We start from the raw sequence: 13060 nt of genomic DNA, 5'->3' as shown, positions 1-13060 counted from the left end.
ATGTTGTCGCAGGAAGACAATGAGTTGATTACAAGAGTCGGACCCGGCACCCCGTTGGGCAATTTGTTCCGCCGGTATTGGATCCCGGCCTGTCTCTCCGAGGAGTTGAAGCCGGGGGGCGCGCCGCTGCCGGTCAAACTGTTGGGCGAGCGCCTGGTCGCCTATCGGAACAAGGAAGGGAAGATCGGCCTGCTCGGCGAGTTCTGTCCGCACCGCGGTACTTCGCTGACGCTGGCCCGCAACGACGATTGCGGCTTGGCCTGCATCTATCACGGGTGGGCGTTCGATACGGACGGCTCGTGCACCAATATGCCTTCGGAGCCGGACTTCAGCCGCTTCAAGGAGAAGATCAAGGCCCTGAGCTATCCCGTCTGCGAGACGGGCGGCATCGCCTGGACCTACATGGGCGAACCGGAGCGCATGCCCGCTCCTCCTAAGTTCATCTGGACCTCGCTTCCCGAATCCCACCGGATGGTGGCGAAGGTATATCAGGAATGCAATTACCTTCAGATCTGGGAGAACGAGATCGATTACATGCACGCGGCTTTCGCCCATCTGGCCTTGAAGGAGCAAGATATGAAGGAAGGGGCGTTAAGCACGGAACTCGGCATCAACCCTTCGCATCCTCTCGTCACATCGCGCAATCCGCTTCTCAGCGTTCAACCGACAACGTACGGCTTCCGCAATATGTTCGTCGGTCAGGCGGACACATCGGAGAATGCCGATCAATTCATTCTCGACGCTCCCATTCTGATGCCTTCCTTCGCCTTCACGCCGCGCGTCAAGGAAGAGGACCATCTGTTCCACGCTTATGTGCCGATCGACGACACGACGACCTGGTCGTACGACGTTCATTTTACGCTGGACCGCCCGCTGAACCACGACACTCAGATGGAACGGCGCGGTCTGTGGGTGGATGAGAACTACAAGAAGATATACAACCGCGACAACAATTACAAGCAGGATCGGTCGCTGATGGAGAGCGGGAACTTCTCCGGTATTCTCGGCATCAGCAATCAGGATCACGCGGTAACGGAGAGCATGGGGCCGATCGTCGACCGGTCGAAGGAGCATCTCGGCACAAGCGACGTCGGCGTGATTGCATTGCGGCGCATGGTGCTAAAATCGATCAAGCTTCTGCAGAAGGGCGAGATTCCGCCCGGACTCGATCCGGGCATTCCGACCGAACGCATCTACAGCGAAGGCGTCATTGCCCCGCCGGGAGTTCCTTGGAAGGAAGCCTGTCCCCTCGATCCGGTCTTCGAGCCTTCCAAGGCCGACAACCCGGTCAACAACTGATTCGACTTCGAGGAAGGGGGAATTCCCGATGGTCTTGCAGCCGACGGAGGCGAAGCTGCCCGACAAGGAGGCGCATGCCGGAACCGAGATGGGGGCTGTTCATCTCAAGGTAAGCAGCCTGGAACAATCGGTTAGCTACTATACCGAAGTGATCGGTCTCTCGGTGCTTAACCGCTACGCCGGCCTGGTCAGACTGACGGCCGACGGCGTTTATCCCTTGGTTATATTGGAACAAATTCCGAACGCCCTGGCGCTGCCGCCGGGCGGGCACAGCGGCTTGTATCATTTCGCCCTGCTCGTCCCGAACCGAAGAGACTTGGGTCTCATGCTGAAGCATCTCGTCGATAAGCGGATCGGCTTCGGTTCGGCGGACCATGACGTCAGCGAGGCGCTCTACCTGTCGGATCCGGACGGAATCGGAATCGAGATCTATCGGGATCGCGACCGGTCGGATTGGCGTTACTTGCCCGATGGGCAAGTGTTCATGAAGAGCGATCCGCTCGACGCCGCGGGATTGCTGCGGGAAGCGGGCGGGAGCGAATGGAGAGGGCTGCCCGTCGGTACGAAGGTCGGCCACGTCCATCTTCACGTTGGCGATCTGGATCGCGCCGAGCCATTTTACAGCCGTCTGCTAGGCTTCCGCATCATGCTCCGCTATGGGCCGTCCGCGATATTCGCCGGTGCGGGAGGTTACCACCACCACTTAGGTCTGAACGTCTGGGCGGGAGCGGGAGCGCCGCCGACGCCTGAAGGGGCTGCCGGCCTGAAGTATTTTACGATCGTGAACCCGGATCCCGGCCGCATCGAACGGCTGCTGGAGGAGTTCTCCGCTCGCTCGATCCCCGTCGATGCCCGCGGAGACGGCTGGTACTTCAAGGATCCGTTCGGCATCGGCATCCGATTGACGACGTGCGGGATTTTATAGCCGGGATAAAGAAGCGGGCTGCAATAAACGAAGGAAGAGTCTGCGAACGATGAAGAGGTGAGAGGAACGATGGCCAAGCTTCATCGGCTTGAAGCTTCTGCGGATACCGTCGTGTGGGGCTATATCGGAGGCCGGCAGCGCCCGGTGCTTGAGGTTGAGCCTGGCGATTCCGTGCTGCTCCGCTCCGTCTCGGGAACGCCGGACGACGAAGTGCCGCACGATTGGATACCGGATTCCCTGAAGGACATTTACCGGAAGGTGACGGATCGCGGACCCGGCGTGCACATTTTGACCGGCCCGATCGCAATCAAGGGAGCTTCCCCCGGAGACACGCTGGCGGTTGATATCGAGCGGATTCGCATCGATGCCGCTTACGGCTTCAATTATATGGGTCCGATGTCCGGGCTCTTCTATAACGAGATGGACGAGGCGGAAGTGGCGATCGTCTCGTATGACGAGGAACGCCGCTTCGGTCGGCTGGGGCGGGCGACGATTCCGCTCCGTCCGTTCTTCGGAATCATGGGGGTGAACCCGCCGGAGGATTGGGGCCGGATTACGAGCGTAACCCCGGGCCGCTACGGAGGCAACATGGACAATAAGGAACTGACCGAGGGTACGACGCTTTATCTTCCGGTCATGCGCGAGGAAGCGCTGTTCTACGCGGGGGACGGACATGGCGCCCAGGGCGACGGCGAGATCGACGTGACCGCGATCGAGACGTCGCTCGAAGGGCGGTTCAAACTGGATCTGCTGAGAGGAACCGGTCAGAGCTGGCCGTACGCGCGCCGGGGCTCGACGCTGATCAGCATGGGCTTCGACGAGGATTGGGCGACCGCGCTCAAGGCGAGCGCGAATCAAATGATCGGACTGCTCGAGCTGCAATTCGGACTGAGCCGCCGCGAAGCCTACCGGCTGTGCAGCATCTGCGCCGACTTCCGGGTCACCCAGGCGGTCAACGGCATCAAGGGTGTCCACGGATTGTTCGACACTTCCGTCATCATCGCTTAAGGGCGGCTACCAGAACGAACGAGGTGATGAATGTGTCCTCTTATTCCTTGGGGATCGATGTCGGTACGACGGCCGTCAAGGCGATCCTGCTGTCGGAGAATCGCATCGTCTACCAGACGAGCGCGGCGCACGACTTATTGTCTCCGCATCCCGGTTGGGCGGAGGAGGATGCCGGACAGTGGTGGCGCAATGCGATCCGGGTCGTCCGCGAGACGCTCGCCGCGGTTCCGGACGCGAGGGAAGGCATTCGCGCGATTGGGGTGAGCGGCATGGTTCCCGCCATCGTCCTATTGGATGAGAAGGGAGAGCCGCTGCGCAACAGCATCCAGCAGAACGATGCGAGAGCGACCGGGCAGATCGAACGGCTCAAGAGGGAACTCGATCAGGAGAAGCTGTTCGCAGCGACCGGCGGGTTCACGAACCAGCAGCATGCGCTGCCGCGCCTGCTATGGGTTCGCGAGTGCGAGCCCGAGATATGGCCGCGAATCGAATCCGTTCTCGGCTCCTACGATTATTTGAATTACAAGCTGACCGGAGTTCGTGCGCTGGAGATCAACTGGGCGGTCGAGAGCGGCCTGTACGATATTCGCAAGCGGGAATGGATCGCGGAACAACTGGACTTGCTCGGCTTGCCGTCTGACGTCTTCCCCCAGGTGAAGGAATCGGCAGAGAGAATAGGCGTCGTCTCCGAGGAGGCGGCTGCGCTGACCGGGCTTGCGGCCGGAACGCCGGTCATTGCCGGCAGTGCCGACCATATCGCTTCGACGCTGGCCGCCGGCATTATCGATCAGGACGAGTTATTGATAAAGTTCGGAGGAGCGGGCGACATCCTCTACTGCATGAACGAGATCCGTCCCGCCCCGGAGCTGTTCTTCGATTATCACGTTTACCCCGGCAAATACCTGTTGAACGGATGCATGGCGTCGAGCGGCTCGCTCGTCAAGTGGTATTCGAACGAACTGCTGCAGGACGAATCGCCCGATTTGTTCGCCAGACTCGACCGCGAAGCGGAGCAGGTCCCGCCGGGATCGGACGGGCTCGTCGTACTTCCGTATTTCCTCGGAGAGAAAACGCCGATCTTCGACCCCGAAGCAAGAGGCGTCCTGTTCGGGCTTAGTCTGGCCCATAAGCGGGAGCACATCTTCAGGGCTATTCTCGAATCGGTCATCTACGGATTTCGCCATCATCTCGAAGTCATTCACGGCTTGGGCTACGAGCCCAAGCGAATTCTGGCCACGAACGGCGGCGCGAAGAGCAAGTTCTGGTGTCAGATCGCGGCGGATGTGCTCAACGCCGAAATTCGCTCCTATCCTTCCCATCCGGGATCTGCGCTCGGCGTTGCTTTCCTGGCGGGCAAGTCGGAGGGCGTCTACGAGCGCTGGGAGCAAATACGAGACTTTCTAACCGATTACCGAGATTATAAGCCGTCCCCGCACCGGGCGGCTATCTACGATAAAGCCTATGCTATATACCGCGAGCTGTATATGCGGTTAAAACCATTGTTCGCTTCGATCGGCAAGCTGTACGACGGAGCGGCGGAGAGTCGGGAGGAGCAACCGAAATGAGCAACCTGCAAGGCAAAGTGGCCGTCGTTACCGGGGCGGCAAGCGGAATCGGCCGCAGCATCGCCGTGCGTCTCGCCATGAGCGGAGCGACGGTCGTCGTCTGCGATTTGAACGGCGAAGCGGCTGAGGCGACCGCAGGGGAACTGCCCGGCAGCGGTTCCCCCCGCCACGGATTTGCGGCCGTTGACGTGACCGACAAGGATCAGGTACAGGCGACGGTTCGTGGAATTATCGGCGAGTACGGCGTCATTGACATCCTGTGCAACAACGCAGGGGTGTCGACGATGAATCGCATCGAGAACCTGACCGAGAAGGAATGGGACTTCAACTTCGACGTGAACGCGAAGGGGGTATTCTTGTTCACTCAGGCGGTATTCCCCTATATGAAGGCACGCGGTCGAGGCAAGATGATCAACACCGCCTCGATGGCGGGCAAGCGGGCGACTCCGCTGCTCGCGCATTATGCGGCGTCAAAGTGGGCAGTCGTCGGCTTCACCAAGAGCGCGGCGGTCGAGTTCGCTCCATTCGGCGTGACGGTCAATTGCGTCTGCCCCGGCTTCGTCCGCACGGGAATGCAGGATCGGGAATTGGTGTGGGAAGCGGAGCTGCGCGGGATGACGCCGCAGGAGGTGAAGGACGAATACGTGAAGCTGACGCCGCTGGGCCGCATCCAGGAGCCCGAGGACGTGGCGAAGTCCGTCTGCTTCCTGGCATCGGACGAAGCGGATTTTATTACCGGGGAAGCGCTTGACGTGACGGGCGGGGCGCACCTGCTGTAGGAGGAAGGAACGATGGGGATCGAATTCGACGCTCTTCGCTATCCGCACGCATCGAGAAGAACGACAGTATACGGCCGAAAAGGAATGGTGGCGACTTCCCAGCAGTTGGCGGCGCAAGCGGGGCTCGACATTCTGAAGAAAGGCGGCAACGCCGTCGATGCGGCGGTCGCGACGGCAGCCTGCCTGACGGTCGTGGAGCCGACCTCCAACGGAATCGGCGGCGACGCCTTCGCGCTCGTATGGACGAAGGGCGAGCTGCATGGCCTGAACGCCAGCGGCCCCGCGCCCGCTGCGATCTCCATCGACAAGCTGAAGGAGCAAGGCTTCTCCGCGATGCCGAAGTACGGCTGGCACCCGGTAACGGTGCCGGGCGTTCCTTCGGCCTGGGCGGAGCTGTCCCGGCGCTTCGGCCGGCTGCCGCTTCGCGAGCTGCTCGAGCCGGCCATTCGCTACGCCGAAGACGGATACGCGGTATCGCCGACGCTCAGCGCCTTCTGGCATCGCAATTACGAGCGGCATCTGCAGGAATTTCCCGAGCCCTTGCTCGAGCGGTGGAGCGAGCTGTTCATGCCGAACGGCGCTCCGCCGAAGCCGGGGGAGATTTGGTCCTCGCACCGGCACGCGGAGACGTTGTCCGAGATCGCGGATACCCGGGCGGAATCGTTCTATCGCGGGGCGTTGGCCGATCGTATCGACCGATTCTCGCGGGAGGGCGGAGGGTATCTGCGCAAGGCGGATTTGGCGGGCTTCGCGCCCGAGTGGGTGAAGCCGATCCGCGCGAGCTACAAGGGCTACGACGTGTGGGAGCTTCCCCCCAATGGCCAAGGCATCGTGACGCTCATGGCGCTTAATATTTTCAAAGGACTGGATACGAGCGAGGACGATCCCGCCCGGTACCTGCATCGTCAGATCGAAGCGATCAAGCTGGCATTCGAAGATGGCCTGGAGGAGATTGCCGATCCGTCCAAGCTGCGGGAGGACGTCGTCGAGCGGCTTCTCTCGGAGGAATATGCGGACCGCCAGCGCCGGCGCATCGGGGAGGAGGCGATCGTGCCGCGCACGCCGCCGATTCCGACCGGAGGAACCGTCTACCTGTGCACGGCCGACGGCGAGGGCAACATGGTCTCCTATATCCAGAGCAACTACATGGAATTCGGCTCCGGACTGGTCGTGCCGGGAACCGGCATCGCGCTGCACAACCGCGGGCACTCGTTCTCGCTGAATCCGGCGCACCGCAACGCGCTGGAGCCGGGCAAGCGGACGTATCACACGATCATTCCGGGCTTCCTGTCGAAGGGCGGAGAAGCGATCGGCCCGTTCGGCGTCATGGGGGCGTTCATGCAGCCGCAGGGGCACTTCCAGGTAGTGCTGGGCGCGCTGGATCAGGGGCTCAACCCGCAGGCGATTCTCGACATGCCGCGCTGGCGGTGGGACGAAGGCGTGAAAATTCTGGTCGAGCCCTCGTTCCCGGAGGAGCTGGCCGAGTCGCTGCGTCGCCGGGGACACGAAGTGGCTGTCGGGGACAACCCCGGCATGTTCGGCAGAGGGCAGATCATCTGGCGGGATCCCCGCACGGGCGTGTTGTGCGGAGGGACGGACCCGCGGACGGACGGAGCGGCCGTTGCCTGGTAAGGGGCGGCGGCTCGCGATTGCGACAGCTATCATGAATCGATGTTGGAGGAGCGTGCAAGGATGACCTGGTTAAAGGATGTTATCGGCACCGAGAAGGCTATTATCGCGATGTGCCATTTCAACGCGCTGCCCGGGGATCCGAGCTTCGACCCGGACAAAGGAATGGACGAGGTCGTCGATTGGGCCCGAAAGGATTTGAAGGCGCTGCAGGATGGCGGCGTGGACGCCGTCATGTTCTCCAACGAGTTCAGCTTGCCTTATCTGACGGACGTCCGCACGGAGACGGTAGCGGCCATGGCCCGCATAATCGGAGAGCTGATGCCGGATATCCGGGTCCCGTTCGGAGTCAACGTGCTGTGGGACGCGAAGAAGTCGCTCGACCTCGCCGCGGCGACCGGCGCGAAGTTCGTGCGGGAGATTTTCACCGGCGTTTACGCCAGCGATTTCGGCCTATGGAACACGAACGTGGGCGACACGGTCCGCCATCAGCGATATATCGGCGCCTCGAACGTCAAGCTGCTGTTCAACATCGTGCCCGAGGCGGCGCAATATCTGGCACAGCGGGACATCGAGAGCATTGCCCGCTCGACCGTGTTCAATAACCGCCCCGACGCGCTCTGCGTATCCGGCTTGACGGCGGGCGCCGAGACGGATTCAGCGATGCTGAAGCGAGTGAAGGATACGGTGCCGGGCACCGTCGTGCTGGCGAATACGGGGATGAGGCTGGACAACGTTGACAGGCAGCTTGCGATCGCCGACGGCGCGGTCGTGGGAACAACGTTCAAGACGGACGGGAAGTTCGAGAACCATGTGGACGAGAAGCGGGTGAGAGCCTTCATGGACAAGGTGAAGGAGTTTCGGGGGGTACTCGTCAAATGAAGCGGCGTCTTCGGGAACTGGGAGACGGTCCGCCGGTCTCGGAGGGCTGCGGTTTAAGTTGGATGAACGAGCCGGACGAGTGGAGCGTCCGGGACGGCCGTTTGACGATGGTTGCCCCGGCGCGGGCCGACTTCTTCAACGATCCCGGCTCCGATTCCTCCGTGGCGACGGCGCCGTTCCTGTATGCCGTCTTGAAGGGCGACTTTGTCGCCAATGTCCGGCTGAGCGTCGAGATGGCCGCCCAATGCGATTCGGGCTGCCTCATGGCGATGTCCGACGATTCGAATTGGGCGAAGATTTGCTTCGAATACATGAATCGGGTGCCTACGATTGTCACCGTCGTCACCCGGTCAAGATCCGACGATTGCAATTCCATGGCGTCCGGGACGGAGACTCCGTTCCTGCGGCTGGCGCGCTCGGGGAGCGCGTTCGCCTTCCATTATTCCGAGGACGGAACGAACTGGGAGCTGGTGCGCTATTTTCGGATGGAGGTTCCGGACGAGCTGAAGATCGGCGTCGTGGCGCAAGCTCCGTTCGCCGACCGCTGCAAGGTGACGTTCTATTCCTTCGAGACGTCGGAGGGTGCCGTGGAGGACGTCAGAACGGTATCTTAACGAAGGAGGCTAAAGCCGATGGAGACTTTCGTGCATATGAACCCGACGAAGCTTATTTTCGGCAAAGGGACGTTAACGCGGCTGGCGGAGGAACTGAAGCCGTTCGGACGGAAGGTGCTGGTCGTCTACGGCGGCGGGAGCATCAAGCGCAACGGCGTCTACGATGGCGTCATGGAGCAGCTGCGTCGCGCCGGGAACGAGTTGTTCGAGATGGGAGGAGTCGAGCCGAATCCGCGGCTAACCACGGTTCATAAAGGAGTCGGCATTTGCAAGAGGGAGGGGATCGACTTCCTGCTGGCAGTCGGAGGAGGAAGCGTCATCGATTGCGCGAAGGCGATTGCCGTCGGAGCGGTCTACGAGGGCGATGTGTGGGATATTATCACGAAGAAGCTGTACGCGCCTGGCGCGCTTCCTTACGGGGCGGTGCTGACGTTGGCGGCGACCGGCTCCGAGATGAATGCGGCTTCCGTCATTACAAACTGGGAGACGAGGGAGAAGAACGGCTGGTGGGCGCACTTTAACCACCCGAAGTTCTCGATTCTCGATCCGTCGTTTACATGCACGGTGCCGCTCGACCAGACAATCAACGGAATCGTCGACATCATGACGCATATTTTGGAGCAATATTTCCACCATACGTCTAACGTTCCGGTGCAGGACTCTTTCTGCGAAGCGCTTTTGCGCACGGTGATCAAGACCGCGCCGAAGCTGGTGCGCAATCTCGAAGACTACGAATCCCGCGAGACGATTCTTTACGCCGGAACGATGGCGCTCAACGGGACGCTGGCGATGGGAGCGCCCGGCGATTGGGCAACGCACAACATCGAGCACGCGGTCAGCGCAATGTACGACGTCGCGCACGGAGCAGGGCTAGCTGTCCTGTATCCTTGCTGGATGGAGCATGTGCTGGACGAGGGCGCGGCGAAGTTCAAGCAGATGGCCGTCGAAGTGTTCGGCGTCGATGCGGCCGGACGTTCGGATCGGGAGACGGCGATGGCCGGCATCCGAGCTCTGCGCGAATTTTGGACGTCGATCGGAGCGCCCGGCCGGTTGGCGGATTTCGGAATCGGCGACGAGAGCTTCGAAGCGATGGCCGACAAAGCGATGGCCAGAGGTCCATTCGGTACGATGAAGACGCTGCGTCGCGAGGATGTGCTCGCCATCTACAAGCTGGCCATGTGACATGCGATTGCGCGCGTGCAAAGGGCGGGGGTCGGAACGAGAGGCAGTGGGAAGGGGATAACGGGAGATGGCGATTCTTCAAGCGGACGGGCGGACATTGGACGTCGAAGTCGTCGTCTTCGACAAGGACGGCTTGCTGTTCGATTCCCAGTATTTCTGGAAGCGTCTTGCGGAGGCGAGATTGCGCGAGTTGTCGCGGCTGCTCGAGCCGGAGGAGCTGTGCGATTGGATCGATCTATTTGGCGTCAGGACAGCGGACGAAGACGGGGAGATCGCAGGGGCCGATCCGAACGGCATCTTCGCGCTGGCCTCTCCCCAGGAAGAGGCGGTAATCACCGCTTCCCTGCTGATGCGGCGCGGCGGAGGCGATTGGGGGCAGTGCCGGGAAGCGGCCGTCGCCGCGTTCGAGCGGTCGGACCGGGAATTCGCGGTGTTCGACGCCCTGCTGCCGAAGCCGGGCTTTCCGGCCGTATTCGATCGGCTTCGGGAGGCGGGGATTCGCTACGGCATCGCAACGTCCGACGACAGCCGCCGCACAATCGATTCGGTGGGCCGTTACGCAACGGTCGGCGAGCTGGCATTTATCGTCACGCCGGCGGACGTCCGCCGCGGCAAGCCGAATCCGGATATGCTGGAGTGGATCGCCGAGCGGACGGGAGCGAGACCGGAGAGGATTGCCATGATCGGCGATTCCTTCATCGACATGCAGATGGCCCGGCAGGCAGGCTGCTTCGGCATCGGCATTCCCGACGATCCGGAGATGCGGGAGAAAATGCGGCCGTTCGCCGACGCGATCGTCGGATCGCTGGAGGAGATTATCGTAACGGAAGGGTAAGGGGAGGCAGCGATGAGCGACAGCACCGACTTAATCGTCATCGGCGGAGGTCCGGCGGGATTGTTCGCCTGCTACTACGGCGGAATGCGGAACGCTACCGTCACTTTGATAGAGAGCTTGCCGCAGCTCGGCGGCCAACTCTCCGCTTTATATCCGGAGAAGTTTATATACGACGTGGCGGGCTTTCCGAAGGTTACCGCGCAGCGGTTGGTGGACGGGCTCGTAGAGCAAATGTCTCATTTTCCTATCGATATCCGGTTGAACGAACAGGCGCTGGGGGTGCGCAAGCTCGACGAACGTCTGTTCGAAGTAACGTTGACCAGGGAGACGCTGCGCGCGAAGGCGGTACTGATTACAGGCGGCGTCGGCGCGTTCAGTCCGAAGCGTCTCGAGATCGAAGGCGCCGGCAAGTACGAGCGAACGAATCTGCATTACTCGGTGACGGATCTCGAGAGGTTCCGGGGAAGGCGCGTTCTGATCACCGGAGGAGGGGATTCCGCCGTCGATTGGGCGCTTATGCTGGAGCCGGTCGCCGCGAAGGTGACGCTTGCGCATCGAAGAGACAAGTTCCGCGCGCATGAGCATAGCGTCGCGAGATTACGAGAGTCGTCCGTCGCAACCAAGACGCCCTGGGAGATTGCCGGGCTTACGGGCGAGGAGCGAATCGAACGAGTGACGCTCCTTCATTCGGCGAGCGGAGAGCGAGAGGAGATGGAGGCGGACGACGTCATCGTCAGCTATGGCTTTCTCTCGCAACCGGGCCCGATCGCGGACTGGGGGCTGAAGATGGAGGGGGGCTCTATTCTCGTCGATTCGCGAATGGAGACGAGCGTTTCCGGCATTTTCGCCGCCGGCGACATTACGGCTTACGAAGGCAAGCTGAAGCTGATCGTCGTCGGGTTCGGTGAAGCGGCGACCGCCGTCAACAACGCCAAGACGTATATCGACCCGTCGTCGAAGCTGTCGCCGGGCCATAGCAGCCATATGAAGAGATGATCTCCGTTCAGGGAATTTTCTCTGTAAGAACTGTAACATTTAACCATCCCCTTGCGTCTGAACGGTCAGATGACGATGAGGGGGATTCGATATGCGGGGGAAAAGACAAGCGATACGACGCGCAAGAGGGTTGGCCGTCGCAATGGCATTCGCGCTGTGGGCAGCCGTCCTGGCCGGCTGCTCGGGCTCCAGCGACGATTCCGACTCCGCTCCTGCCGGTCAAGCGGCCGCAAGCTCCGCTCCAGCACCGGCTCCGGGGGAGGAGCAGCTGAGCGAGGCGAAGATGTCCGTCAAATTCGACACATCCGTCGCGGCCGCCGACCAGGCCAATTCCGCCGAATCGGGAGAAGCGGCCGCTCCCGCCCAAGCGGCGGAAGCTCCCGCGGAAGGCGGGACTTCCGCGGCTTCCTTCGGTTCGCCGGAGGGGGCATCGCTCGGCGCCATCGCGGACGCGAACGCGGGCTTCAACCGGAAGATGATTTATTCGGCGAACGTCGTTCTGAAGGCCAAGAGCTTCGCCGAAGCCGAAGAGCGGGTGAGCAACGCGATCTTCCAGAGCGGAGGCTTCATCGTCCAATTCGCCGATACGAAGAGCGAGCATGAGATCGGGTCCACGTACGTCATTAAGGTTCCTTCTTCCGGACTGAGCAATTTTCTGACCCTTCTCAAAGAGATTCCAAGCGAGAGCTTCGAACGCAAGATGCAGGGCAACGACGTCACCGAGGAATACGTGGATCTGCAGGCGAGGCTCGAAGCGAAGCAGAAGGTCGAAGCTCGTCTGCTCGCCTTCATGGACAAGGCGACGAAGGCGGACGACCTGGTGAGATTCTCGACGGAGCTCGGCGGCGTCCAGCAAGAGATCGAGCAGATCAAGGGCCGGATGCGGTACCTCGACCAGAACGTCGCCTACTCGACGGTGAATCTGCGTCTCTACGAGTCGATCGGCGAGGAAGTTGACGCTGCGCAAGGACCGGAGAAGAAGAAGTCGCTGGGCGGGAAGCTGTCGGATACGATGCAGGCCAGCTTGAACGTGCTCGGAGACGTCGGAGCCGGCATCCTTACTTTTCTCGCCGCCATCCTGCCGGTCTTGCTCGTCCTCATCCTCGTCGGGGGGCCGGTCGCCTGGGTCGCGCTGCGAACCCGCCGCGCAAGGCGGGCGAGGGCGGAGGCGAGAAGAAGAGAGCTCAACGCCAAGCCGGAAGCCGCGCGGATCTCGACCGAAGACGCCTCTCCCCATGAGGAATCGATTGCGGCGGGCGAGGCTTCCCGAGAGCCGTCCGAGGAACCGAACGACCGATAGGCGAACGGAGGTTCTGTTCTTTAATCCTCAACTTTCGCAGAGAGAA

At 61.5% G+C, this 13060-nt stretch carries 12 protein-coding genes; all 12 read left to right on the top strand.

Going from position 1 to position 13060, the window contains the following annotated elements:
- Positions 1 to 24: 24 nt before the first annotated feature.
- The 12 genes from H7B90_RS28820 to H7B90_RS28765 all read left to right on the top strand — a co-directional run bounded on the left by H7B90_RS28820 (position 25) and on the right by H7B90_RS28765 (position 13014).
- Complete coding sequence (locus H7B90_RS28820) at positions 25 to 1299, top strand: Rieske 2Fe-2S domain-containing protein (protein ID WP_246578620.1); 1275 nt, start codon at positions 25 to 27, stop codon at positions 1297 to 1299.
- Between the two features lie 28 nt (positions 1300 to 1327).
- Complete coding sequence (locus tag H7B90_RS28815; protein ID WP_185139357.1) at positions 1328 to 2224, top strand: VOC family protein; 897 nt, start codon at positions 1328 to 1330, stop codon at positions 2222 to 2224.
- Positions 2225 to 2293: 69 nt separating this feature from the next.
- On the top strand, positions 2294 to 3232 hold the full coding sequence (locus H7B90_RS28810) for an acetamidase/formamidase family protein (protein ID WP_185139356.1): 939 nt from the start codon (positions 2294 to 2296) through the stop codon (positions 3230 to 3232).
- Positions 3233 to 3264: 32 nt separating this feature from the next.
- Complete coding sequence (locus H7B90_RS28805) at positions 3265 to 4797, top strand: FGGY-family carbohydrate kinase (RefSeq protein ID WP_185139355.1); 1533 nt, start codon at positions 3265 to 3267, stop codon at positions 4795 to 4797.
- Positions 4794 to 5576 (top strand): SDR family NAD(P)-dependent oxidoreductase, encoded by a 783-nt coding sequence (locus tag H7B90_RS28800; protein ID WP_185139354.1) that lies wholly within the window; start codon positions 4794 to 4796, stop codon positions 5574 to 5576. The genes H7B90_RS28805 and H7B90_RS28800 overlap by 4 nt, the downstream gene beginning before the upstream one ends.
- Before the next feature lie 12 nt (positions 5577 to 5588).
- Positions 5589 to 7208 carry a gamma-glutamyltransferase family protein gene (locus tag H7B90_RS28795; RefSeq protein WP_185139353.1) on the top strand — a complete coding sequence of 540 codons (1620 nt, stop codon included), beginning with the start codon at positions 5589 to 5591 and terminating at the stop codon, positions 7206 to 7208.
- Positions 7209 to 7268: 60 nt separating this feature from the next.
- Positions 7269 to 8087 (top strand): BtpA/SgcQ family protein, encoded by an 819-nt coding sequence (locus H7B90_RS28790; protein WP_185139352.1) that lies wholly within the window; start codon positions 7269 to 7271, stop codon positions 8085 to 8087.
- Positions 8084 to 8701, top strand: coding sequence for a DUF1349 domain-containing protein (locus H7B90_RS28785; protein ID WP_185139351.1), 618 nt, complete (start codon positions 8084 to 8086; stop codon positions 8699 to 8701). Before H7B90_RS28790 ends, H7B90_RS28785 begins: the two co-directional genes overlap by 4 nt.
- An 18-nt stretch (positions 8702 to 8719) precedes the next feature.
- Positions 8720 to 9883 carry an iron-containing alcohol dehydrogenase gene (locus tag H7B90_RS28780; RefSeq protein ID WP_185139350.1) on the top strand — a complete coding sequence of 388 codons (1164 nt, stop codon included), beginning with the start codon at positions 8720 to 8722 and terminating at the stop codon, positions 9881 to 9883.
- Between the two features lie 67 nt (positions 9884 to 9950).
- On the top strand, positions 9951 to 10718 hold the full coding sequence (locus tag H7B90_RS28775; protein ID WP_185139349.1) for an HAD family hydrolase: 768 nt from the start codon (positions 9951 to 9953) through the stop codon (positions 10716 to 10718).
- A 12-nt stretch (positions 10719 to 10730) separates the two neighbouring features.
- Positions 10731 to 11714, top strand: coding sequence for an NAD(P)/FAD-dependent oxidoreductase (locus H7B90_RS28770; protein ID WP_185139348.1), 984 nt, complete (start codon positions 10731 to 10733; stop codon positions 11712 to 11714).
- 142 nt (positions 11715 to 11856) lie between these two features.
- Positions 11857 to 13014, top strand: coding sequence for a DUF4349 domain-containing protein (locus tag H7B90_RS28765; protein WP_185139347.1), 1158 nt, complete (start codon positions 11857 to 11859; stop codon positions 13012 to 13014).
- Positions 13015 to 13060 lie beyond the last annotated feature (46 nt).

The sequence above is a fragment of the Cohnella xylanilytica genome (assembly GCF_014212175.1).
Lineage (GTDB): Bacteria > Bacillota > Bacilli > Paenibacillales > Paenibacillaceae > Cohnella > Cohnella xylanilytica.
This window is presented reverse-complemented; position numbering and strand designations above follow the sequence as displayed.